This window comes from Pseudoxanthomonas daejeonensis (assembly GCF_010093205.1).
GTDB lineage: Bacteria > Pseudomonadota > Gammaproteobacteria > Xanthomonadales > Xanthomonadaceae > Pseudoxanthomonas > Pseudoxanthomonas daejeonensis.
Genome location: NZ_PDWN01000007.1, coordinates 131,113 through 153,319 on the forward strand (window position 1 = coordinate 131,113; position 22,207 = coordinate 153,319).

Sequence of the window (22,207 nt, forward strand, 5' to 3'; positions counted from 1 at the left end):
GCCATGACCGGGATGAAAGCCTCGCCGGACGCCCGTCCGGACGCCGCCATCGCGCCAACCGCCCCCGCCACCCTGCTCCCGCTGCCGGGCGCCGCGCCGCGCGCCATTCCGGGCGGCGCGCGCGGCAAGCTCTTCATCAAGACCCACGGCTGCCAGATGAACGAGTACGACTCGGCCAAGATGGCCGACGTGCTTGCCGAGCACGAGGGCCTGGAGTTGACCGACGACCCGGCCGAGGCCGACGTCGTCCTGGTCAACACCTGCTCGATCCGGGAGAAGGCGCAGGAGAAGGTGTTCAGCCAGCTCGGCCGCTGGAAGGCCCTGAAGGGCAACGGCCGCGAGGTGATCATCGGCGTGGGCGGCTGCGTGGCCTCGCAGGAAGGCGAAGCCATCGTCAAGCGCGCCCCCTATGTGGACCTGGTATTCGGCCCACAGACCCTGCACCGCCTGCCCGAGCTGATCCGCGCCCGCCGCGAACAGAACCGGCCGCAGGTCGACATCAGCTTCCCGGAGATCGAGAAGTTCGACCGCCTGCCCGAGCCGCGCGCGGAAGGACCGAGCGCGTTCGTCTCGATCATGGAAGGCTGCTCCAAGTACTGCTCGTTCTGCGTGGTGCCCTACACCCGCGGCACCGAGGTCAGCCGGCCGTTCGAGGACGTGCTGGTCGAGGTGGCGCAGCTGGCCGCGCAGGGCGTGCGCGAGATCAACCTGCTGGGCCAGAACGTCAACGCCTATCGCGGCCCCATGGAAGAAGACGGTGATGGCGCCGAAGTCGCCGACCTCGGCCTGCTGATCCGCACCATCGCCCAGATCGAAGGCATCGGCCGGATCCGCTTCACCACCTCGCATCCGCTGGAGTTCTCCGACTCGCTGGTGGAGGCGTATCGAGACGTGCCGCAGCTGGCCAACTACCTGCACCTGCCCGTTCAGGCCGGCAGCGACCGGGTGCTGTCGGCGATGAAGCGCGGCTACACGGCACTGGAGTTCAAGCAGAAGATCCGCAAGCTGCGCGCGGTGCGTCCGGACATCTCGATCTCGTCGGACTTCATCGTCGGCTTTCCAGGCGAAACCGACGCGGATTTCGACAAGACCATGAAACTGATCGAGGACGTGGGCTTCGACCAGTCGTTCTCCTTCATCTATTCGCGCCGACCCGGCACCCCGGCGGCCGACCTCGAGGACGACACGCCTGATGCGGTCAAGCATGCGCGCCTGGAGCGATTGCAGGCGCACATCAACGGGCATGCGGCCGGCATCTCGCAGCGGATGGTCGGCACGGTACAGACGGTGCTGGTCGAAGGTCCGTCGAAGAAGAATCCGGACGAGCTGACCGGCAAGACCGAGAACATGCGCCCGGTGAACTTTCCCGGACACCCGCGCCTGGTGGGGCAATTCGTGGACGTGCTGGTCACCGGTGCGTTGACCAACTCGCTGCGTGGCCGGATATCCACCCGCGACGAGGCCGATCCGGCCTGACACCGCCGTCCGTCGAGCGGGCTCGCCCCATTGCCCCGCTGTCCTCGCCAGCTCCAACAGCAGCGGGGCCAGCCCCGCTCAAGACGGCGGTTACGTTGCCGCGCCGCTCAATCGAGCCGCTTGCGGAAACGCAGGATCGCCGCGGACATCATCACCGTGGTGAAGGCGACCAGCGCCAGCACGTCCGGCCACAGTTCCCACAGGCTGGCGCCGCGCAGCATGATGCCGCGCACCAGGCGCAGGAAATGGGTCAGCGGCAACAGCTCGGCGATCCACTGCACGACCTGCGGCATGCCTGCGAACGGGAACATGAATCCCGACAGCAGGATCGAAGGCAGGAAGACGAAGAACGTGATCTGCATCGCCTGGAACTGCGACTTCGCCTGGGTCGAGATCAGCAGGCCCAGGGCCAGGTTCGCCACGATCAGCAGCATCGCCGCCACGTAGACATGCATCACGCTGCCATTGACCGGCACCTGGAACAGCCACACCCCGAGCAGCAGTACCAGCGTGGTCTGGACCAGGCCGATCACGATGTAGGGCAGCACCTTGCCCGCCATCAGCTCGGTGCGGCTGACCGGCGTGACGATCAGCAGCTCCATGTTGCCCCGCTCGCGCTCACGGACGATGGACACGCCGGTGAACAGGACCATGGTCATGGTGAGGATCACGCCGATCAGGCCGGGCACGATGTTCACCGCCGAGCGCCGCTCCGGATTGAAGAACGCGACCACGCTGATCGGCTGTGCGGCGAGCATGCGGGTGGCCGGCGACGCGGTACCGGTTGCATCCTGGACCGGCACCTGCGCCAGCTGCACGGCGGCGCCCTGCATCGCGTTGTCGCTGCCATCGACCAGCACCTGCACCTGCTCGCGCCCTTCGGCGCGGCGTCGCTCGAAGTCGGGCGGAACCACGATGCCGATGCCGATCTCGCCGCGGCGGATGGCATCCATCAGCTGCTGCGGACTTTGCTTGAAGCGCACCGGCCTGACCACGGTGGTGGCGACCATGTCCATCACCAGCGCGCGCGATGCAGCGGTGTTGGCCTGGTCGACGATGCCCGCCGGCAGGTCGCGCAGGTTGGTGTTGATCGCATAGCCGAACAGCAGCAGCTGCATCACGGGAATCGCGACGATCATCGCCAGGGTGATGCGGTCGCGCCGCATCTGCCGCAGCTCCTTGAACATCACCGCCCACAGGCGGCGCCCGCTCATGCCGCCTCCCCGGCAGGCGCGCGCGCGCGCGTGGCCGCAACGAAGACATCCTCCAGGCTCGGCACGCTCGTTTCCACCTGCGCCGGCAGGCGTGCCGCGTGCAGCGCCTCCTCCACGCGGGCCCGAACGTCATCGCCACCATCCAGCAGGACGCGCAAGCTGTTGCCGATCTGGGCGACGCTGACCACGCCAGGCACGTCCGACAGCGCCTGCTTGGCGCGGCGCGGTTCGGGCGCCTCGACCAGCAGCGTGCGGCCCGCCAGGGCGCCGGTCAGTTCGTCCGGCGAGCCGTCCGCCACCAGGGCGCCGTGGTCGAGGATGGCCAGCCGGTGGCAGCGTTCGGCTTCGTCCATGTAGTGGGTCGAGACCAGCAGCGTGGTCCCGGCGTCGGCCAGCTCGAACAGCTTCTCCCAGAAGTCGCGCCGCGATTCGGGGTCGACCGCGCTGGTGGGCTCGTCCAGGAACAGGAACTCGGGCTCGTGGATCACCGCGCCCGCCAGCGCGAGGCGCTGCTTCTGCCCGCCGCTCATCGTGCCCGCCAGCTGGTTCTGCCGGTCGCCGAAACGGTACTGCCCGATCAGCTCGTCGATGCGCCGGCGCGCCCTGGCCCTGGGCAGGTCCTGCACGGCGGCGAGGAATTCCAGGTTCTCGCGCACGCTCAGGTCCTCGAACAGCGAGAACTTCTGGGTCATGTAGCCGATCCGGCTGCGCAGCGCCTCGGCCTGTTCTGGAATGCGCAGCCCGAGCACTTCGATCTCGCCTTCGCTGGGAGTGAGCAATCCGCACAGCATGCGGATGGCGGTGGACTTGCCCGAACCGTTGGGGCCGAGGAAACCGTAGACGGCGCGCCGCGGCACCTGCAGGTCGACATGGTCGACCGCGACCAGGGCACCGAAGCGCTTGGTCATGCCGCGCGCGCGGATCGCTATGCCATCGCCCGGCTCATCGGCCACGATCGCCGCACGCGCGGCGTGCTCAGGGGGATGCATCGAACTCGACCCGGGCAGGCAGGCCGGCGGGCAGGCCGGCCGCATCGGCTTCGAGCGAGACTTCGGCCAGGTAGCTCAGGCGCGCCGCGTCGCGACCGGTGAGCGCGTAGTAGGGGGTGAACACCGGCTCGCTGCGGATCATGCGCACGCGGCCGGCGTAGTCGGCCGGCTGGCCGCCCTCCACGTGCACGCGCACCGCGTCCCCCACCTTCACCCGTGCGCGCAGCGGCTCGGGCACGTAGATGCGTGCGTGCGGAGCGTCGCCCACGAGCAGTACGGCCAGCGGAGCGCCCACCGGAGCCTGGTCACCGAGCCGGTACGGCAGGGTGTCCAGATGGCCCGCCCGTGGCGCGGTCACTTCGAGCTTCTCCAGCAGTGCGGCCAGGTCGGCTTCGTGGGCCCGGGCCGCCGCCAGCGCGGCCTCGCCCTGGGCTACCTGCTCCTCGCGGGTGCCGCGTTCGAGTTCGAGCAGCGCTTCGCGCGCGGCAGCGACCTGCGCCTGCGCGTTGTCCGCATCGGCGCGCGCGCGGTCGACCGCCGCGGCGGCCACCAGCTGCCGCTGCCCCAGTGGTCGCAGGCGCGCGTAGTAGGTGCTGGCGTCTTCCGCGTGCGCCTGCACCGCCACCAGGTCGGCGCGCGCGCGCGCGATCGCTTCGCTGCGCGGTCCCGCCTGCAGTTCGGCCAGCGCCTCGCCGCTCTGCCGCGCCTGGGCCCGTGCGACCTCGAGCTGGGCCTGGGTGCGCACCGGATCCAGTCGCAGCAGGACATCGCCTGCCTCGACCGCCTGGCCCTCGCGCACCTGGACTTCGACGATCCGCTCGGCCACCGGCGCAGGCAGGGTGATGCGGTCCCATTCCAGCGTGCCCAGCGCCTGTGGCGACGGGGCTGCGCATCCGGCCAGGAACGAAGAGAACCCCAGCACCGCGCCCGGCACCAGTCGCCGTCGAGCGTTACGCATTCCCATGTCGATCCTCCAGCTCCAGTCCACGCTCGAGCAGCACCCGTGCATGCCGACGCACGTCATCCATTCCCAGCTCCTGCGCATCGAACAGCCGCCGCCAGATCGGCGCACCGGCTGCGGGAAACATCGTCAAGCCGATCAGCGAGACCATCAGCAGGCGCGGGTCCAGGTCTGGATTGAGCTCGCCCCGCGCCTGCGCGAGCGCGAAGCGCCCCGCCATCAGCTGCGCGATCGGCGGTGCGATGCGCTCGGTGAGCAGGTCGCGCAGGCCGCCGCCTTCGCTGACCACCTCGCGGACCCACAGCGCCGGCAACCAGGGATTGCGCGCGATCACCTCGGCGATGCCGTCGATGAATGCCGCCACCAGCGCGGCGGCGCCGCCGTCGGCGCGCTGGATCGATTCGCGCAGCGGTGCGATCGCCGGCAGCAGGCGCTCGGCCACTACCGCGTCCAGCAGCTGGGCGCGGTCGCCGAAGTAGTAGTGCAGCAATGCCGGCGTCACCCCCGCGTGCCGGGCGATGTCGCGCAGGGACGCGGCAGCGATGCCGTGGCTGCCGTAGCAGGCCAGCGCGGCATCGAGCAGGCGTGGTCGCAGGTCGGGGGCGTCCGCGCCGGGGCGTCCGCGGCCCCGGCGCGGCGGCGCCGTGCTGGCAACGGGTTTCCTGCGGGAAGCGGGGCGCACCGGGTCGGTCACGGCCCGTATTTAACCCCGTGATTAATTAATTGCAAGCCACCGCAGTCCAGCGCCGGCGTTTGGACCCGCGCCGGACATCGCGCTAACCTCTCCGATCCTGACTTCCGACATCCGCACGGCCCCCGCGTGCGCCCCATGCCTGCCTCTGCACAACGCGATTTCCTGCTCGAGCCCGCCGACACCGAACGCCTGGCCAACCTGGCCGGCCCGTTCGACCAGCACCTGCGCCAGATCGAACTGCGCCTGGGCGTGGAGATCGCCAATCGCGGCAACGTGTTCCGCATCAAGGGCGACGACGAGGCAGCGACCAGCGCCGAACACCTGCTGCGTGCGCTGTATGCCGAATCGGCCGAGACCACGTTCGACAGCCATGCCATCCACCTGCGCCTGAACGAGGCCAACGTCGACCAGCTCGACGACGAGGGCTACCAGCCGCAGGAGGTCGCGGTGAAGGTCCGCCGCGGCACCATCCGCGGCCGCGGTGCCAACCAGGCGCGCTACCTGCACGCCATCGCCACCCACGACATCAACTTCGGCATCGGCCCGGCCGGCACCGGCAAGACGTTCCTGGCCGTGGCCATGGCCGTGGACGCGCTCAACGAATCGCGGGTGCAGCGCCTGATCCTGGTGCGCCCGGCGGTGGAAGCCGGCGAGAAGCTCGGCTTCCTGCCCGGCGACCTGAGCCAGAAGGTCGACCCCTACCTGCGCCCGCTGTACGACGCGCTCTACGAGATGCTCGGCGTGGAGAAGGTGGTCAAGCTGCTGGAGAAGAACGTCATCGAGATCGCCCCGCTGGCCTACATGCGCGGTCGCACGCTCAACGACGCGTTCGTGATCCTGGACGAGGCGCAGAACACCACCATCGAACAGATGAAGATGTTCCTGACCCGGCTGGGCTACGGCTCCACCGCGGTGGTCACCGGCGACATGACCCAGGTCGACCTGCCCAAGCACGTGAAGTCGGGCCTGCGCGACGCGATCGACGTGCTGCGCGACGTCGAAGGCGTGAGCTTCACCTTCTTCGAGGCGCGCGACGTGGTCCGCCACCCGCTGGTGGCGAAGATCGTCAATGCATACGACCGCCGCGACGCGCAGGACAGGGAGACCGGGCCGGCATGAGCACGCACGCATCGACCGCGCACACGCTGCGGGGCAGGCCATGACCCGCGGCCCGGTGCGACTGGACGTCTCGGTCAGCTATGCGGCGCCGCGCGCCGGCGTGCCGTCCGCGGTGAGCTTCCGCAAGTGGGTCGCGGCCGCGCTCAAGAGCCGGATCCGCGAGGCCGACCTGGCGATCCGCATCGTCGATGCACGTGAAGGACGCGCGCTCAACCGGCATTACCGCGGCAAGGACTACGCCACCAACGTGCTCAGCTTCCCGGCCGAGCTGCCCGAAGGCGTGAAACTGCCATTGCTGGGCGACCTGGTCATTTGCGCGCCGGTGGTGGCGCGCGAGGCCAAGGAGCAGCGCAAACCGGTCGTGGCGCACTACGCGCACCTGACCGTGCACGGCGTGCTGCACCTGCTCGGCTGGGACCACGAGGACGACAAGGAAGCCGAATCGATGGAACAGCTCGAACGCGAGATCCTGGCCGGCCTCGGCCTGCCCGACCCCTATGCGGAGGAATGACCTGTCCATGCCGTGCACCCGCCCGCCTCGCCACAACACGCGCGCCGCCCTGCTCCTGCTTGCCCTGCCCCCCCTGGCGGCGCTGGCGCAGGATTCCGGCGCTGCTTCGGACAATGCGCTTCCGGAGTTGTCGGCCCTGCTTGAATGCCGCTCGGGCTACGAAGGCTTCATGGCCTACGTGCCGGTGCTGCGCGACCCGCTTCGCGCCGTTGCGCTGGGCTGGCGTCCGCAGCCGCAGACCAATCCGTTCATGGTCGAGTACCGCCTGAATGCGCCGGTGACCGTCTTCGGCCGGCAAAGCGACCACATCGCCTTCGCCGGCGACGGCGTGGTCGCGGTGTTGGACCTGGCCGACCCGCGCACGCTGGCACGCGAACTCCAGCTGGAAACCGGGGTGGACACCCCGGAGAAGGCGATCTTCGGCCGCGAGGCGCGTGCCAGCGAGGTGACGGGTCCGGACGGGACCACGGGCTGGATCGAGTCGGCGATCATCAACGTCTCCAACGTCGATTCGCACCCGGGCAAGACCCTGGCCGGCTGCAGCTACAGCCTCGACGCGCCAGAACCGGCCGAACCGGCCGTGTCCGACCCGGTCGCGCCGGCCACCGCCTCGCCCGCCACTGCCCAACCGCGCTAGACTTCCCGCACGCCCGGATCGCCGGGCGCCCGCTTCTTACACGCGCCATTTCCCCCGAATGTCCGAAGACGACAGTAGTCGCACCGCGCCGGAGTCGCACGAACGACGGCGCTCCTGGCTGGAGCGGATCAGTTCCGCCTTCTCCAGCGAACCCGACACGCGCGAAGAGCTCGTCGCGATCATGCGCGATGCGCAGGCCGATGGCCTGATCGACGCCGATACGCTGCGCATGATGGAAGGCGCCCTGTCCGTCTCCCAGCTCACCGTGGGCGACGTGATGGTGTCGCGGTCGCAGATGGTCTCGCTGCCGGCCCATGCGCGCTTCCTGGACCTGATGAAGCAGGTGGTCGAATCGGGCCACTCGCGCTTCCCGGTGCACGGCGAGGATCGCGACGAGATCCTCGGCATCCTCCTGGCCAAGGACCTGCTGCGCGGCGTGGTCGCCGACAACGGACCCGGCGACATCCATTCGCTGCTGCGTCCGGCGGTGCTGATCCCCGAATCCAAGAAGCTCAACCTGCTGCTGAAGGAATTCCGGCTGTCGCGCAACCACATGGCGATCGTCGTGGACGAATACGGCGGCGTGGCCGGGCTGGTCACCATCGAGGACGTGCTCGAGCAGATCGTCGGCAAGATCGACGACGAGCACGACGATGCCGAGGACGCCAGCGCGCTGATCGCCGCGCAGGCCGACGGCCAGTACGTGGTCGACGCGCTGACCCCGATCGGCGATTTCAACGAACGCTTCGGCGCCTCGTTCCCGGACGACGAGTACGACACCATCGGCGGACTGGTCACCGAGGCGATCGGGCACCTGCCCGAGGTCGGCGAGGAGCTGACCCTGGACCGCTTCGAATTCCGGGTGATCCGCGCCGACGCACGCCGGGTGCGCGCCTTCCAGGTCGCGGTGCTGGCGCTGGACCCGCAGGACGGGGACTGATGGGCCTCCGGCAACGCCGGCTGCGATGGCCGGCCGTGATCCTCGCCTGCCTGCTGGTGCTGCTGCCGGGCTGGGCGTTCGCCAGCGACGCCGCGACCGCACCGCGGATCGGGGTGATGACGATGCAGCCGGGCGAAGTGTTCTTCGAACGCTTCGGCCATGACGCCATCGTCGTCGTCGATCCCGATACCGGCGCCGCCACCTCCTACAACTTCGGCTTCTTCGACCCGTCCGAGCCGGATTTCCTGTCGCGCTTCATCCGTGGCGAGATGATGTACCACCTGGTGGCGATGCCGGCCATGCAGGACCTGGCCCAGTACCGCGAGGCGGGACGCGGGGTGCGGATCCAGTGGCTGGACCTGGAGCCGGCACAGGCCCATGCGCTTTCCGCCGCCCTGGCCGAACGCGCCAGGCCCGAGAATTCCCGCTACCGCTACGACTATTTCACCGCCAACTGCGCCACCCAGGTCCGCGACATGCTGGACACGGCGATGGGCGGCGCGCTGCAGTCGCAACTGGCCGGTCGCTCGCGCGGCAACACCTATCGCAGTGAAGCGGTGCGGCTGGCACGACCGGCGCCCTGGATGTGGCTGGGCTTCGACGTGGGCCTGGGGCCGTACGCCGACCGCCCGCTGTCGCGATGGGAAGAAGCCTTCGTGCCGATGCGGCTGGCTGACAGCCTGCGCGAGGCACGCAACAGCGCGGGACGACCGCTGGTGCAGGCCGAGGACGAACTGCTGCCGCACCGGATCGCACCCGAACCGCTCGACGCGCCGCGCCGCTGGTGGCCCTGGCTCCTTGCCGGCCTGGCCTGCGCAGCCGGTATCGGCGCCGCGCGCCGGCGCCCGCGCGCGCTGGCCGCCTTCGCGCTTCCGCTGTGGCTGCTGAGCGGCCTGGCCGGGCTGCTGCTGGCTTTCCTCTGGTCCTCCACCGCGCACCAGGCCGGATGGGCCAACCGCAACCTGTTCCTGCTCAACCCGCTGTGCCTGTTGCTGCTGCCGGGGGCCATCGCCCTGCTGCGCAGGCGCGTGCCCGGACGCATGTTCCAGCCGCTGCTGTGGACCGTCGCCGCGATCGCGGCACTGGGCTGGGTACTGCAATGGCTGAGCCTGCAGCCGCAGTACAACCTGCCGTGGATCGCGCTGCTGCTGCCGGTGCACGTGGCGTTGGCCTTGGCGCTGGCCCGCACGACCGCACGGCCTGCGCGGTAAGGACCGGCCTTGCCGGTTGCGCCAGCGCAGCGCAGGATGCGGCGCATGGATACAGCCGCACATACCGTCAATCCCGCCTGCGTCGTCAATTGCGTCTGGTACGACGGCGAAGGGCGCCGCCAGGACCTGCCGCTGGACCAGCTCAGCGAGAAGCTGGCGGAAGGGGCCCCGGGCTTCGCCTGGGTCGGCCTCTACGAACCCGCCGACGCGGTGCTGCTGCAACTCCAGCAGGAACTCGGCCTGCACCCGCTGGCGGTGGAGGACGCGCGCAACGCGCACCAGCGGCCGAAGGTCGAGGCCTATGGCGACACGCTGTTCCTTGCGGTGCATACCGCACAGATGGTCGAGGGCCAGATCCGTTACGGCGAGACCCACGCCTTCCTCGGTGCGCGCTTCCTGTTGACCGTGCGCCATGGCGGCTCGCTTTCCTACGCGCCGGCGCGCAGCCGCATGGAGCGCGAACCGGAACTGCTCACGCTGGGACCGGCGATGGGCCTTTACGCCGTGCTCGACCTGATCGTGGACAACTACGCGCCGATCGTCGACGAGCACCGCGACACCCTGCACACCCTTGAACGCGACATCTTCTCCGACACCTACCGGCGCGCCATCGTCGTGCGCCTGTACGACCTCAAGCGCGACCTCACCTACATGCGCGTGGCGGTCTCGCCGCTGCAGGACGTCCTGGCGCAGGTGATGCGCAGCCAGGTGGCCCAGGGACTGCTGATCCGCGAGGAAGTGCGCGTCTACCTGCGCGACGTGCACGACCACGTGCTGCGCATCAACGACACGATCGACACCATGCGCGACATGCTCGGCACCGCGTTGAGCGTGAACCTGTCGCTGGTCACCCTGGCGCAGGGCGAAACGGTGAAGCGCCTGGGCGCCTGGGCAGCCCTGCTCGCCGCGCCCACGCTGGTGACCAGCTGGTACGGGATGAACTTCGCGCACATGCCCGAGCTCGATCCCCGGTGGGCCTACCCGCTCCTGATCGTGGTGGTGGCGGGAATCTGCATCGGCCTCTACCGCCTGTTCAAGCGCGCGCGCTGGCTGTGAATACGCTCGCGCGGACATGAACGTGACTGCATTCACGCCGCACCCGATGCTGCGTTCGCACATGCGACGAAAGTCTTAGCGGATCGACCGCACTGCGCATTGACCTGCGCGGCCCACGGGACGACCCTTGTCCGGTCACCTGACCCGTAGTGAAGGCTCCCATGAAAACACTCTCGCACGTCGGCTGGGCCGCGCTCGCACTGCTTGGCGCGTTCTGCCTGGGCACCGTGGCGCTGCGCCAGGGCGAACAGATCAGCGCGTTGTGGATCGTGGTCGCCGCGGTTTCGATCTACCTGGTCGCCTACCGCTACTACAGCCTGTACATCGCCACCAACGTGATGGGGCTCGACCCGCGCCGGTCCACGCCCGCGCACATCCACAACGATGGCCTGGACTATGTGCCAACCAACAAGCACGTGCTGTTCGGCCACCATTTCGCCGCGATCGCCGGCGCCGGCCCGCTGGTCGGCCCGGTGCTGGCCGCGCAGATGGGCTACCTGCCGGGCATGCTCTGGCTGATCGCCGGCGTGGTCCTGGCCGGTGCGGTGCAGGACTTCATGGTCCTGTTCATCTCCAGCCGCCGCGACGGCCGCTCGCTGGGTGACCTGGTCCGCGAGGAGATGGGGCCGGTGGCCGGCACCATCGCGCTGTTCGGCGCGTTCCTGATCATGATCATCATCCTGGCCGTGCTGGCGATGATCGTGGTGAAGGCACTGGCCGAGAGCCCGTGGGGCATGTTCACCGTGATCGCGACGATGCCCATCGCGATCTTCATGGGCATCTACATGCGCTACATCCGGCCCGGCAAGATCGGCGAGATCTCGGTGGTCGGCATCGTCCTCCTGCTGCTGGCGATCTGGTTCGGCGGCAAGGTCGGCGCGCACCCGACCTGGGGCCCGGCCTTCACCTTCACCGGCACCCAGATCACCTGGATGCTGATCGGTTATGGATTTGTCGCCGCGGTGCTGCCGGTATGGCTGCTGCTGGCGCCGCGCGACTACCTGTCGACCTTCCTCAAGATCGGCGTGATCGTGGCGCTGGCGATCGGGATAGTGATAGCCAGCCCGGAAGTCACCTCGCTGAAGATGCCGGCGCTGACCCAGTTCGCCAGCACCGGCGACGGCCCGGTGTGGAAGGGCGGACTGTTCCCGTTCCTGTTCATCACCATCGCCTGTGGCGCGGTATCGGGCTTCCACGCGCTGATCGCCTCGGGCACGACCCCGAAGCTGCTGGCCAACGAGACCCACGCGCGCTACATCGGCTACGGCGGCATGCTGATGGAATCGTTCGTGGCGATCATGGCGCTGGTTGCGGCCTCGATCATCGAGCCGGGCGTGTACTTCGCGATGAACAGCCCCGCCGCGGCGATCGGCACCGACGTGGTCGACGTGGCCGCCAAGGTCAGCAGCTGGGGCTTTGTGGTGACACCCGAGGTACTGACCCAGACCGCCAAGGACATCGGCGAGCACACGATCATCTCGCGCGCCGGCGGCGCACCGACGCTGGCGGTCGGCATCGCGGTGATCCTGCACGACGCCCTGCCCGGCGGCGATGCGATGATGGCGTTCTGGTACCACTTCGCGATCCTGTTCGAGGCGCTGTTCATCCTGACCGCAGTCGACGCGGGCACCCGCGCGGGCCGCTTCATGCTGCAGGACCTGCTGGGCAGCTTCGTGCCGGCGCTGCGCCGCACCGAATCGTGGAGCGCCAACGTGATCGGCACCGCCGGCTGCGTCGCATTGTGGGGCTACTTCCTCTACCAGGGCGTGGTCGATCCGCTGGGCGGCATCAACACCCTGTGGCCGCTGTTCGGCATCGCCAACCAGATGCTGGCGGGCATCGCGCTGATGCTGTGCACCGTGGTGCTGTTCAAGATGAAGCGCGACCGCTACGCGTGGGTCACGATCGTGCCGACCATCTGGCTGCTGATCTGCACCACCTATGCCGGCCTGATCAAGATCTTCGACAGCAACCCGGCGATCGGCTTCGTCGCCCAGGCCCGCAAGTACCAGCAGGCGATCGCCGACGGCCAGCTGCTGGGCACGGCCAAGACCGTGGGCCAGATGAACCAGGTGGTGATCAACAGCTACGTCAACACCGCGCTGACCGTGCTGTTCCTGTTCGTGGTGGCCAGCGTGCTGGTGTACGCGGTCCGCGCCATCGCCAAGGCGCGCCGGACCACCCAGCGCACCGACCGCGAGACCCCGTTCGTCGCCCTCAGCGACGAGCAGGTCAAGGCCTGGCTGTAAGCCGCCATGGGCAACCAGCTCGTTCCGCTGGAACACTTCGCCACGCACAAGCGTGTGTGGCGGAGGCTGGTCCAGACCGCGCGGTTGTGCTGCGGCGTACCGGACTACGACAACTACGTCCGGCACGTGCTTGAAAAGCATCCGGACCGCGAACCGATGGACTACAAGACGTTCTTCAGGGAGCGCCAGGAGGCCCGCTTCGGCGGGCGCTCGGGATTCCGCTGCTGCTGAAGGGCGCGATCGGAAGTGGAAACGCGAAGGGCGAAGCCGATGGCTTCGCCCTTTCTCTTTGTGGAGCGGCGTTGCCCGGCGTTCCCGCATGGCTCTCGTACAGCGGGGCTCGCCCTGGTGCTTCTTGCGCGTGCGACCGGGAGCAGCGGGGCAAGCCCCGCTCGACGGAAAACCGATGCGACGGAGCGTGCCTGGCTTCGTAAGCCGGGGTAGCGGCGAGGGCTGCTCTCAGCCCTGCCCGGCCATCGACCTCAGCACCACGCCAACGATGTACGCGGCCACCGTGCCGGTCGCATAGCCCAGCGCCCCGAGCAAGGCGCCGACCGGCGCCAGCGAGGGATGGAACACCGATGCCACCACCGGCGCCGAGGCCGGTCCGCCGATGTTGCTCTGCGAACCCATCGCGAAATAGAAGAACGGCACGCGCAGCAGCTTGGCCAGGCCCGCCAGCAGCACGATGTGCACGGCGATCCAGATGAAGCCCAGGGCCAGCAGCCAGGGCTTGTCGGCCAGCGATCCGATATCCATCTGCATGCCGATGCAGGCGATCAGGATGTAGAGGAACAGCGAGCCGACCTTCGAGGCACCGGCACCATCAAGCGCACGGGCGCGGGTCAGGCTCAGCGCCAGGCCGATGAACGTGGACAGCACCACCACCCACACGAACGGCTCATGCAGGCTGACCTGCCTGGACCACGGCGCGTTCTGCGCGAACCACGACGAAGCCGGGCCGGCGATGGCGTGCGACAGGCCGACCGCGCCGAAGGCGATGCCGGAGATCACCATCAGGTCGGTCAGCGAGGTCACCCGCTCGTGCTGCTTCTGGTAGCTGGCCAGCCGCTCCTGGAGTTCCTCGATGGCGCGCGTGTCGGCGCCGGTGCGCGCATCGATCGCCGAGGCGCGGTTGGCCAGGAAGATCAGCACCGCCATCCACACATAGCCGACGCCGACGTCCACCACCACGAACTGGCCGAACGTGGTTTCGTCGACGGCGAAGATCTCCTTCATCGCCAGCATGTTGGCGCCGCCACCGATCCAGCTGCCGGCCAGCGCGGCCATGCCGCCCCAGGTATCGCCGGCCACGGTCTCCGGATGGACCAGGTCCATCACCCAGAACGCGACGAAGGCGCCGAGCATGATGCTGAGCGAGGCCCCGACATACATCGCCAGCAGCTTCGGCCCCAGCCGGAGCACGCCCTTGAGGTCGATGGTCATCGTCAGCAGGACCAGCGCGGCGGGCAGCAGCACGCGGCTGGCGACCGGGTTGTAGAGCCTGCTGGCGTTGCCGTCGATCAGGCCGACGCTGTTGTAGATGCCCGGGATGAAATAGCACAGCAGCAGCGCCGGCACCCAGGTGAAGAACTTCTTCCAGAAGGGCGTGGGTCCGCTGGCAAGCCAGAAGATCAGGCCCAGCGTGGCGGCGATCAGGCCGAACAGGACGATGTCGTTCTGGATCAGCGCGGTGGACGGTTCGGTGGCTTCGATCGCCATCGGCGACGTCTCCTGTTGCCGGTGCGGACGCCTGCCCGCGGAAACGCGATGGCCGGCGTGGTGCCGGCCCACGGAATGAGATGGCCGGCATTGAGCCGGCCATCGGGCGGGACTTACTGGCCGATGTGCTGCTTCAGCCAGGCGTTGACGGTGTCGTGCCAGAGCACGCTGTTGGCCGGCTTGAGCACCCAGTGGTTCTCGTCCGGGAAGTACAGCAGCTTCGATTCGACGCCCTTGCGCTGCAGCGCGGTGAAGGTCGACAGGCCCTGGTCCACCGGCACGCGGTAGTCCTTCTCGCCCTGCACCACCAGCATCGGCACCTTCCAGTTGGCGACGTGGTTGACCGGGTTGAACTTCTCGTAGTTCTGCGGCTTGCCGAACGGCGTGCCGCCGTTCTCCCACTCGGTGAACCACAGCTCCTCGGTCACGTAGCCCATCGAGCGCGTGTCGAACACGCCGTCATGGTTGACCAGGCACTTGAACGGCGAATTGCCCTGCTTGTCGAACCAGTTGCCGGCGATCCAGTTGATCATGTAGCCGCCGTAGCTGGCGCCCAGGGCGCAGGCACGGTCGCCATCCAGGAACGGGAACTTCGCCTGCGCCGCGGCCCAGCCCTTCTGCAGGTCGACCAGCGGCTTGCCGCCCCAGTCGCCGCTGATCGCGTCGGTGAAGGCCTGGCCATAACCGGTCGAGCCGTGGAAATCGATCATCACCACTGCGTAGCCCTGGCCCGCGTAGGTCTGCGGATTCCAGCGATAGCTCCAGCCGTCGCCGAAGCTGCCCTGCGGGCCACCGTGGATCAGGAACGCGACCGGATAGGTCTTGCCTTCCTCGTAGTTCCACGGCTTGACCACGTAGCCGTGCACGGTCTCGCCGTTCCAGCCGGGGAAACTGAACTGCTCGTACGCGCCGAAGGTCACGTCCGGCAGCACCTCGCCGGCGGCCGGCGTGATCGCGCGCTGCGTGGCCGGATCGGACAACGAGGTGGCGAACAGCTGGTCGCCGCTCTTGAGCGTATTGCGGGTGAACACCAGCGTGTCGCCGGCGATCTCGAACGCGGAGATGCTGCCGTCGCCGACCAGCTTCTCGACCTTGCCGGTGGCGATGTCGACCGCGAACAGCGGGTGCGCGCCCGTGTCCTGGGCGGTGGTGTAGATGGTGCGGCCATCGGCCGACAGGACGATGCCGTCGGCGCTGCGGTCCCAGTCCGGCGCGATCTCGCGGGTCGCGCCGGTCGCCACGTCGCGCGCCATCAGGCCGAAGCGGTCGGCCTCGAAACCCGGGCGCTTCATCGCGCGGTAGTACAGGGTCTTGCCGTCGGCGCTGAACACCGGGCCGGTATCCCAGGCGCGGTTTTCGCCCAGTGGTCCGGGCGACGCCACGCCGGCTTCGGTGCGACCGTCGAACGTCAGGTTCTGCATCGGCTGGCCGACGCCGTAGCGGTACAGGTCGAAGTCGGTCGACCAGGCTTCCTGGCGGTCGGCGCGGCGCATGGAGAACACGATCGACTCGCCATCGGGCGACCAGGTGTATTCGTCGTTGCCGCCGAACGGCTTGGAGGGGACGTTGCCCGGGCCCGGCGAACCGGTCGACGAATCGACCAGGCGAGCGGGATTCGGCCTGTTCTTGCCGGTCGAGGGGGTGGTCACGAACAGGCGGTTGTGGCGCCCGTCCTCCCAGGTGTCCCAATGCCGCACGAACAGCTTGTCGTAGACCACGCCGCTGGCCTTGGACGCCTTGCGCTCATCCAGCCGCTTGACCGTGCAGTCGATGTCCGCGCCGCAGTCAGGGAACACCTCCATGCTCACCGCCAGGCGCTGGCCATCGGGCGAGACCTTGAAGCTGCCGATATCCAGCGGATAGTGCGTGGCCTGCTTGGGTGCGCCTCCGGTGGCCGGCATCACGTACACCTGCTGCGTGCCCGACTGTGCGCTGAGGAAATACAGCCACTTGCCATCCGCGGAGAACGCAGGCGAGTTGACGTTCCAGCCGGCCGGAGTGAGGCGCTTCGGCGGCGCCTGGTCGCGAGTACGCAGGTCGCGGGTCCACAACGCGGTCGACGCCTTGCCCAGGTCCTCCCCACTGGCACCGGTCATCTCGCGCCTGGCGAAGACCACCAGGCCGCCGTCGGGCGACAGCACCGGCGAGGACACCCGGTCCAGCTTCTGCAGGTCGCGCACGTCCAGGCCGCGGGCGGCCTGTGCGTCATGGGCGGCGGCAAGGCCGAGCAGGCCGGCCACGGCCAGCGCGAGGGGCGAACAGACAGACTTCATCCGGAACTCCTGGAGAGATGATCCCGGATGCTAGGCAGCGCCGCCGGGCCAGCGCAAAGGCGGAAGGTCATGCCTTCCGCCCCGTTCGTCACGGGATCACGCGGCCTGCTCGCCGCGCTTGCCCACCCGGTACAGCAGCCAGCCGACCGCGCCCAGCACCAGCAGGCCGATCCACTGCGCCCAGGCACCCAGGCTAATCGGCAGGGCCAGCACTTCCGGGTTCTGGGTGATCACGATCGGCAGGGCAATCGCAATACCCATCAGGGCCTCGCCCGTGATCAGGCCGGCGGAGAACAGCACGCCCGGGCGGTGCACGCGGTCGAGCGCGGCCTCGTCGTCGTCGCGCACCTTGTGGAAGCGCTGGACCAGGTGCGCGATGAGGCCACCAAGGAAGATCGGCACCATCAGTTCCAGCGGCAGGTAGATGCCGATGGCCGCGGCCAGCACCGGCACACGGAAGCGCGAACCGCGCGCCTTCAGCCAGCCGTCCAGGGCGATGGTCAGCGCGCCGACCACGCCGCCGATGGCGATCATCGTCCACGGCAACTGGCCGCCGAACAGGCCCTTGGCCACCGAGGCCATCAGGTTGGCCTGCGGCGCCGGCAGGGTCTTGGAGCCGATCCCGTACGCTTCCTGCAGCAGGTTCAGTACCGGCGCCATGATCAGCGCGCAGGAGAACGCGCCGATGCCCAGCATCAGCTGCTGCTTCCACGGCGTGGCGCCGACCAGGTAGCCGGTCTTGAGGTCCTGCAGGTTGTCGCCACCGACCGCCGCCGCGCAGCAGACCACCGCGCCGATCATGATCGCGGCCACCGCGCCCAGCGGCGCACCGTTGACCTGCTTCTGGCCATCGGCGCCGAGCAGCATCAGCAGCACCACCGAAGCGAACAGGATGGTGGCGATGGTGATGCCCGAGACCGGGTTGTTCGAGGAACCGACCAGGCCGGCCAGGTAACCGGACACCGAAACGAACAGGAAGCCCGCGACGATCATGATGATCGTCATCGGAATGCTGACGTGCCACTGGCCGACGATGGCCTGGTACAGCGCCAGCAACGGCAGCACGAACAGGACCAGCGCCACCAGCATCCACTTCATCGGAAGGTCGCGATCGGTCTCGCTGGTGACTTCCCCGCCCGCGCTCTTGCGCGCGGCGGCGAACCCGCTGCGGATGCCGGCCAGCAGCGAGTTGCGCAGCGAGAACAGCGTCCAGACGCCGCCGACCAGCATCGCGCCGACGCCGAGGAAGCGGATCTTGGCCGACCAGATCGCGAATGCCGCATCGGCCGCTGGCGCGCCGGCGATCGAAGCGGCCAGGGCCGGGTCGCTGCCGAGGAAGAAGGCGTTGTACAGCGGGATGGCGATGTGCCAGGACAGGATCGCGCCCGACAGCACGACGATGCCCACGTTGAGGCCGACGATGTAACCCACGCCGAGCAGCGCCGGCGACAGGCCGGTACCGAGGTAGGCGATGATCTTGTTGTTGGCGAAGTAGCCGGCCACCGCCCAGCTGTCGGGGATGGCACGCAGGCCGTTGGCCGCCGACAGCTTGACCAGCGCGCCGATCGCCGCCGAGATGCCCAGGATCTTCAGGCCCGGACCCGGGTTCTCGCCGGCCTTGAGCACTTCGGCCGCGGCCTTGCCCTCGGGGAACGGCAGCGGTTCTTCGACGATCATCGTGCGCCGCAGGGGCACGGAGAACAGCACGCCGAGCAGGCCGCCCAGGCCGGCGATGCCCAGCACCCACCAGTAGTCGAAGTTCGGCCAGTAGCCCATCAGCACCAGTGCCGGGATCGTGAAGATGACGCCGGCGGCGATCGAAGAACCGGCCGAGGCGCCGGTCTGGACGATGTTGTTCTCCAGGATCGTGCCGCCGCCAAGCAGGCGCAGCACGCCCATCGACACGACGGCCGCCGGGATCGCGGTGGCCACGGTCAGGCCGGCGAACAGGCCCAGGTAGGCGTTGGCGGCCGACAGCACCACCGCCAGGACAATGGCGAGGACGACGGCGCGGAAAGTGAGCTGCGGTGGGCCGGACTGGGCCATGCGGTTTCCCCTGCAAACATGAAGCCGGACACGCTATCGGCCGGGCGCGGGCAAGTCCAGCCCTGCCCGGCCCGGCCCTTTGCCGTCAGGGCTTTGCGCCCACGCCGATGTGGCGATCGCGGACAGCAGGCGGTTTTAGTACTCGCGCTGGTGCGGCCGGTGTAGAAACCGTGGCCTTCGGTCGGGTAGTACCGCGATTCCACCGGCACCCCGGCGCCCTTCGGCGCCGCCTTCACTATCCGCGTGTGCTCGCGCGGCGTGATCTGGTCCTCGCCACCAGCGGCCCGTAATACAGGGACGCGGATCCGCGCCGCCTGGCGCTTGTTGACACGGCCCGCTCCACGGACGACAAGGATCGGGCCGGAACCGGCCCGCAGCCACGATCAGAACGGAATATCGTCGTCCGCGAAATCGTCGTTGAAGCCGCCACCCGCCTGCGGTGCCGCGGCAGCTGCCGCCGGTGCGCTGCGCGGGGGCGCATCGCGACGCGGAGGTGCGCTGCGCTGCGGACGCTCGCCGCGGTCGGCATAGCCTTCGCCACCACCGCCGCCACCGGCACGACCGCCGAGCATCTGCATCTCGTCGGCGACGATCTCGGTGATGTAGCGGTCCTGCCCGTCCTGGCCGGTGAACTTGTCGTAGCGGATGCTGCCCTCGACATAGCACTGCGAGCCCTTGCGCAGGTACTCGCCGGCGATCTCGCCGAGCTTGCCGAAGAACTTCACCCGGTGCCACTCGGTGCGCTCCTGGGTGTTGCCGTCGCGATCCTTGCGCACGCTGGTGGTCGCCAGGCGGACGATGGTCACTGCCATGCCGGACTGGGTGTACTTGGTTTCGGGATCGTCGCCGAGGTTGCCGACCAGGATCACCTTGTTGATGCCGCGCGCCATAGTTTTGGATTCCGTTTCAGGTCCGGCGAAGCCCGGACATGGAGACATTGGAGTATACCGGCGGCATCCCGGCAATCACCGGAATACCCGTCCCGGGGTAGGGTTTGCCCGTGTCTGACCCTTATAATTCAGTGACTTTCCCAGGCGGCACGCATGGCAGACCTCCCCAACCCCTCCACCTACGCCCCCCTGCCACGGATCCAGGCGCTGGCCGCGCCGGACATGGCCGCCGTCGATGCACTGATCCGCACCCGCCTGGCCTCGGATGTCGTCCTGATCAACCAGATCGCCGAACACATCGTCTCGGCCGGCGGCAAGCGCCTGCGGCCGATGCTGGTGGTGCTGGCCGGACAGGCGACCGGCGGGACCGGTGCCGACCACCACCAGCTGGCGGCGATCGTCGAGTTCATCCACACCTCGACCCTGCTCCACGACGACGTGGTCGACGAATCCGACCTGCGCCGCGGCCGCCGCACCGCCAATGCGATATGGGGCAACGCGGCCAGCGTGCTGGTCGGCGACTTCCTCTACTCCCGCAGCTTCCAGCTGATGGTCGAACTGGACCGGATGGAGGTCATGCAGATCCTCGCCGACACCACCAACCGCATCGCCGAGGGCGAGGTGCTGCAGCTGCTGCACGTGCGCAACCCGGACACCGACGAGGCTGCGTACCTGCGCGTGATCGAACGCAAGACCGCGGTGCTGTTCGCCGCCGGAACGCAGCTCGGCGCGCTGGCGTCGGGCGCGGACGCCCGCACCCAGCAGGCGCTGTACGACTACGGGATGAACCTGGGCTACGCCTTCCAGATCGCCGATGACGTACTCGACTACACCGCCGACGCCGGCGACCTGGGCAAGAACCTCGGCGACGACCTGGCCGAGGGCAAGGCGACGCTGCCGCTGATCCATGCGATGGCCCATTCGGACGCTGCCACCCGCGATCGCCTGCGCGCGATCATCCAGGACGGCGACAGCGAGGCGATGCCCGAAGCGCTCGCTGCGATCCACGCCACCGGCGGACTGGAATACAGCCGCCGGCTCGCGCTCGACTATGCGGTCGCGGCCGAGGCTGCACTGGCGGGATTGCCCGATTCGGAAGCCCTCGCCGCGCTGCGGGGACTGGCCCGCTACGCGGTCGAACGCTCGCACTGAGTGCGCGCCGTCGTCCGCGCAGCGGCTGGTTTCGCACCCGCGCCGTGATCCCTCGAGAACCAGGCGCAACCGCAAGGCGACGCGCCGACGCGCATCGCCCTCGCCGCCAACCGGCTCAGTCGCCGAAGCGCTCCTCGAAGAAATTGTCGAGCATGATGAAGGCGCGCCGCGCCGCGCGCGCGTCGTAACGGCAGTTGCTGGCCGGATCGTTGCCGGCGCTCTCCTCGGCGAAGCAGTGCACCGCGCCGCTGAAGTTGACGAACTGCCAGTCCGCGCCGGCCGCGTCCATTTCCTTGCCGAAGGCGACGATGTCCTCCTGGCTCACCGCCTTGTCGGCGGCGCCGTTGAGGACCAGCACCGGCGCCTTGACCGTATTCCCCGCGACCGCCGGGGTCGACGTGCCGAGCCCACCATGCAGGCTGGCCACGCCGGCCAGCGGCACGCCCGCGCGCGCCAGTTCCAGGACTGCGGTGCCGCCGAAGCAGAAACCGACTGCACCGACCCGGCCCGCGTCCACGGGTACCTTGCCTGCCTGCGCCTTGAGCGCCTCCACCGCCGCGAGTCCGCGGGCGCGCAGCACGGCACGGTCTTCGCGCAGGGCGCCGGCGATCTTGCCGGCCTCGCTGCTGTCCTTCGGCCGCACCTTGCTGCCGTACACGTCCGCCACCAGCACCACGTAGTCGTCGCCGGCGATGCGGCGCGCGGTTTCGACCGAGGCATCGGTCACGCCCATCCAGTTGGGCACCATCACCAGGCCGGGGCGGCGTTCGCTGTCTTCGTCGTCGTAGACCAGCACGCCGCTGAAGCGGTCCTTGCCGATCGTCCATTCCAGCTTTTCGGTGCGCGGCTTGGCCGCGGCAGGCGACGACAGCACGACGGCGAACAAGGCGCACGCCGCGATCAGGGAACTGCGCATGGTCGATTCTCCGGGGTCGGGAGCGGCGAGTGTAGTCCGCGGACCCTCGCTGGCGGCGTGACGTGTGCACGCGAAACCCGAGGCGGCCCCGCCCTGCCGCATGACGCCAGCGCGCACGCGACCGGTTGCGTGCCGGCATTGCGGGACAGGC

At 68.9% G+C, this 22,207-nt stretch carries 20 protein-coding genes; 10 read left to right on the forward strand and 10 right to left on the reverse strand.

Features of this window, described 5'->3' with window-relative positions:
- The first annotated feature begins 12 nt into the window (after positions 1-12).
- A complete protein-coding gene (miaB, locus tag CSC65_RS08735; RefSeq protein ID WP_162410253.1) occupies positions 13-1,476 on the forward strand; it encodes a tRNA (N6-isopentenyl adenosine(37)-C2)-methylthiotransferase MiaB in 1,464 nt (487 codons plus the stop codon).
- Between the two features lie 107 nt (positions 1,477-1,583).
- On the opposite strand, the gene CSC65_RS08740 is transcribed toward miaB, so the two are convergent.
- The 4 genes from CSC65_RS08740 to CSC65_RS08755 are packed head-to-tail and all read right to left on the reverse strand — an operon-like array spanning position 1,584 to position 5,334.
- Positions 1,584-2,690 carry an ABC transporter permease gene (locus tag CSC65_RS08740; protein ID WP_162410174.1) on the reverse strand — a complete coding sequence of 369 codons (1,107 nt, stop codon included), beginning with the start codon at positions 2,688-2,690 and terminating at the stop codon, positions 1,584-1,586.
- Entirely contained in the window at positions 2,687-3,613 is a 927-nt protein-coding gene (locus CSC65_RS08745) for an ABC transporter ATP-binding protein (protein WP_162410254.1), read from the reverse strand. The genes CSC65_RS08740 and CSC65_RS08745 overlap by 4 nt, the downstream gene beginning before the upstream one ends.
- Before the next feature lie 52 nt (positions 3,614-3,665).
- Entirely contained in the window at positions 3,666-4,643 is a 978-nt protein-coding gene (locus CSC65_RS08750) for an HlyD family secretion protein (protein WP_425501332.1), read from the reverse strand.
- A complete protein-coding gene (locus tag CSC65_RS08755; protein ID WP_238390329.1) occupies positions 4,630-5,334 on the reverse strand; it encodes a TetR/AcrR family transcriptional regulator in 705 nt (234 codons plus the stop codon). The genes CSC65_RS08750 and CSC65_RS08755 overlap by 14 nt, the downstream gene beginning before the upstream one ends.
- Positions 5,335-5,469: 135 nt before the next feature.
- On the opposite strand from CSC65_RS08755, the gene CSC65_RS08760 reads away from it, so the two are divergent.
- The 8 genes from CSC65_RS08760 to CSC65_RS08795 all read left to right on the forward strand — a co-directional run bounded on the left by CSC65_RS08760 (position 5,470) and on the right by CSC65_RS08795 (position 13,288).
- Positions 5,470-6,453 (forward strand): PhoH family protein, encoded by a 984-nt coding sequence (locus tag CSC65_RS08760; RefSeq protein WP_162410177.1) that lies wholly within the window; start codon positions 5,470-5,472, stop codon positions 6,451-6,453.
- A 40-nt stretch (positions 6,454-6,493) separates the two neighbouring features.
- Entirely contained in the window at positions 6,494-6,964 is a 471-nt protein-coding gene (gene ybeY, locus CSC65_RS08765; protein WP_162410178.1) for an rRNA maturation RNase YbeY, read from the forward strand.
- Between the two features lie 7 nt (positions 6,965-6,971).
- The gene (locus CSC65_RS08770) at positions 6,972-7,601 is read left to right on the forward strand and encodes a hypothetical protein (protein ID WP_162410179.1); all 630 of its coding nucleotides are present in this window, start codon (positions 6,972-6,974) and stop codon (positions 7,599-7,601) included.
- A 58-nt stretch (positions 7,602-7,659) separates the two neighbouring features.
- The gene (locus CSC65_RS08775; RefSeq protein WP_162410180.1) at positions 7,660-8,541 is read left to right on the forward strand and encodes a CorC family transporter; all 882 of its coding nucleotides are present in this window, start codon (positions 7,660-7,662) and stop codon (positions 8,539-8,541) included.
- A complete protein-coding gene (locus CSC65_RS08780; RefSeq protein ID WP_162410181.1) occupies positions 8,541-9,752 on the forward strand; it encodes a lipoprotein N-acyltransferase Lnb domain-containing protein in 1,212 nt (403 codons plus the stop codon). Before CSC65_RS08775 ends, CSC65_RS08780 begins: the two co-directional genes overlap by 1 nt.
- A 45-nt stretch (positions 9,753-9,797) precedes the next feature.
- Positions 9,798-10,808: a magnesium and cobalt transport protein CorA gene (locus tag CSC65_RS08785; RefSeq protein ID WP_162410182.1), complete on the forward strand. Its 1,011-nt coding sequence runs from the start codon at positions 9,798-9,800 to the stop codon at positions 10,806-10,808.
- Positions 10,809-10,969: 161 nt separating this feature from the next.
- Positions 10,970-13,057 (forward strand): carbon starvation CstA family protein, encoded by a 2,088-nt coding sequence (locus CSC65_RS08790; RefSeq protein ID WP_162410183.1) that lies wholly within the window; start codon positions 10,970-10,972, stop codon positions 13,055-13,057.
- A gap of 6 nt (positions 13,058-13,063) precedes the next feature.
- Positions 13,064-13,288, forward strand: a complete 225-nt coding sequence (locus tag CSC65_RS08795) for a YbdD/YjiX family protein (RefSeq protein WP_162410184.1) — start codon at positions 13,064-13,066, stop codon at positions 13,286-13,288.
- Positions 13,289-13,516: 228 nt separating this feature from the next.
- On the opposite strand, the gene CSC65_RS08800 is transcribed toward CSC65_RS08795, so the two are convergent.
- The 5 genes from CSC65_RS08800 to CSC65_RS08820 all read right to left on the reverse strand — a co-directional run bounded on the left by CSC65_RS08800 (position 13,517) and on the right by CSC65_RS08820 (position 19,988).
- A complete protein-coding gene (locus CSC65_RS08800; RefSeq protein ID WP_162410185.1) occupies positions 13,517-14,779 on the reverse strand; it encodes a DUF819 family protein in 1,263 nt (420 codons plus the stop codon).
- 113 nt (positions 14,780-14,892) lie between these two features.
- Positions 14,893-17,052 (reverse strand): S9 family peptidase, encoded by a 2,160-nt coding sequence (locus CSC65_RS08805; protein WP_162410186.1) that lies wholly within the window; start codon positions 17,050-17,052, stop codon positions 14,893-14,895.
- 96 nt (positions 17,053-17,148) lie between these two features.
- Positions 17,149-19,098 carry an OPT family oligopeptide transporter gene (locus tag CSC65_RS08810; protein WP_162410187.1) on the reverse strand — a complete coding sequence of 650 codons (1,950 nt, stop codon included), beginning with the start codon at positions 19,096-19,098 and terminating at the stop codon, positions 17,149-17,151.
- Positions 18,987-19,475, reverse strand: coding sequence for a dienelactone hydrolase family protein (locus tag CSC65_RS08815; protein WP_162410255.1), 489 nt, complete (start codon positions 19,473-19,475; stop codon positions 18,987-18,989). The genes CSC65_RS08810 and CSC65_RS08815 overlap by 112 nt, the downstream gene beginning before the upstream one ends.
- 6 nt (positions 19,476-19,481) lie before the next feature.
- On the reverse strand, positions 19,482-19,988 hold the full coding sequence (locus tag CSC65_RS08820; protein ID WP_162410188.1) for a single-stranded DNA-binding protein: 507 nt from the start codon (positions 19,986-19,988) through the stop codon (positions 19,482-19,484).
- A 153-nt stretch (positions 19,989-20,141) separates the two neighbouring features.
- Between CSC65_RS08820 and CSC65_RS08825 the strand changes: the two genes are divergently transcribed.
- Complete coding sequence (locus CSC65_RS08825) at positions 20,142-21,140, forward strand: polyprenyl synthetase family protein (RefSeq protein WP_162410189.1); 999 nt, start codon at positions 20,142-20,144, stop codon at positions 21,138-21,140.
- Positions 21,141-21,255: 115 nt separating this feature from the next.
- On the opposite strand, the gene CSC65_RS08830 is transcribed toward CSC65_RS08825, so the two are convergent.
- Positions 21,256-22,056: a dienelactone hydrolase family protein gene (locus CSC65_RS08830; protein WP_162410190.1), complete on the reverse strand. Its 801-nt coding sequence runs from the start codon at positions 22,054-22,056 to the stop codon at positions 21,256-21,258.
- Positions 22,057-22,207 lie beyond the last annotated feature (151 nt).

What these genes read in the sequence shown, in the direction of transcription:
- CSC65_RS08750 (WP_425501332.1), bottom strand. Translation starts at nt 4,643, where the DNA reads ATGGGAATGCGTAACGCTCGACGGCGACTGGTGCCGGGCGCGGTGCTG.
- CSC65_RS08800 (WP_162410185.1), bottom strand. Translation starts at nt 14,779, where the DNA reads ATGGCGATCGAAGCCACCGAACCGTCCACCGCGCTGATCCAGAACGAC.
- CSC65_RS08780 (WP_162410181.1), top strand. Translation starts at nt 8,541, where the DNA reads ATGGGCCTCCGGCAACGCCGGCTGCGATGGCCGGCCGTGATCCTCGCC.
- CSC65_RS08805 (WP_162410186.1), bottom strand. Translation starts at nt 17,052, where the DNA reads ATGAAGTCTGTCTGTTCGCCCCTCGCGCTGGCCGTGGCCGGCCTGCTC.
- CSC65_RS08825 (WP_162410189.1), top strand. Translation starts at nt 20,142, where the DNA reads ATGGCAGACCTCCCCAACCCCTCCACCTACGCCCCCCTGCCACGGATC.
- CSC65_RS08740 (WP_162410174.1), bottom strand. Translation starts at nt 2,690, where the DNA reads ATGAGCGGGCGCCGCCTGTGGGCGGTGATGTTCAAGGAGCTGCGGCAG.
- CSC65_RS08770 (WP_162410179.1), top strand. Translation starts at nt 6,972, where the DNA reads ATGCCGTGCACCCGCCCGCCTCGCCACAACACGCGCGCCGCCCTGCTC.
- CSC65_RS08830 (WP_162410190.1), bottom strand. Translation starts at nt 22,056, where the DNA reads ATGCGCAGTTCCCTGATCGCGGCGTGCGCCTTGTTCGCCGTCGTGCTG.
- CSC65_RS08760 (WP_162410177.1), top strand. Translation starts at nt 5,470, where the DNA reads ATGCCTGCCTCTGCACAACGCGATTTCCTGCTCGAGCCCGCCGACACC.
- ybeY (WP_162410178.1), top strand. Translation starts at nt 6,494, where the DNA reads ATGACCCGCGGCCCGGTGCGACTGGACGTCTCGGTCAGCTATGCGGCG.
- CSC65_RS08775 (WP_162410180.1), top strand. Translation starts at nt 7,660, where the DNA reads ATGTCCGAAGACGACAGTAGTCGCACCGCGCCGGAGTCGCACGAACGA.
- miaB (WP_162410253.1), top strand. Translation starts at nt 13, where the DNA reads ATGAAAGCCTCGCCGGACGCCCGTCCGGACGCCGCCATCGCGCCAACC.
- CSC65_RS08810 (WP_162410187.1), bottom strand. Translation starts at nt 19,098, where the DNA reads ATGGCCCAGTCCGGCCCACCGCAGCTCACTTTCCGCGCCGTCGTCCTC.
- CSC65_RS08785 (WP_162410182.1), top strand. Translation starts at nt 9,798, where the DNA reads ATGGATACAGCCGCACATACCGTCAATCCCGCCTGCGTCGTCAATTGC.
- CSC65_RS08790 (WP_162410183.1), top strand. Translation starts at nt 10,970, where the DNA reads ATGAAAACACTCTCGCACGTCGGCTGGGCCGCGCTCGCACTGCTTGGC.
- CSC65_RS08795 (WP_162410184.1), top strand. Translation starts at nt 13,064, where the DNA reads ATGGGCAACCAGCTCGTTCCGCTGGAACACTTCGCCACGCACAAGCGT.
- CSC65_RS08820 (WP_162410188.1), bottom strand. Translation starts at nt 19,988, where the DNA reads ATGGCGCGCGGCATCAACAAGGTGATCCTGGTCGGCAACCTCGGCGAC.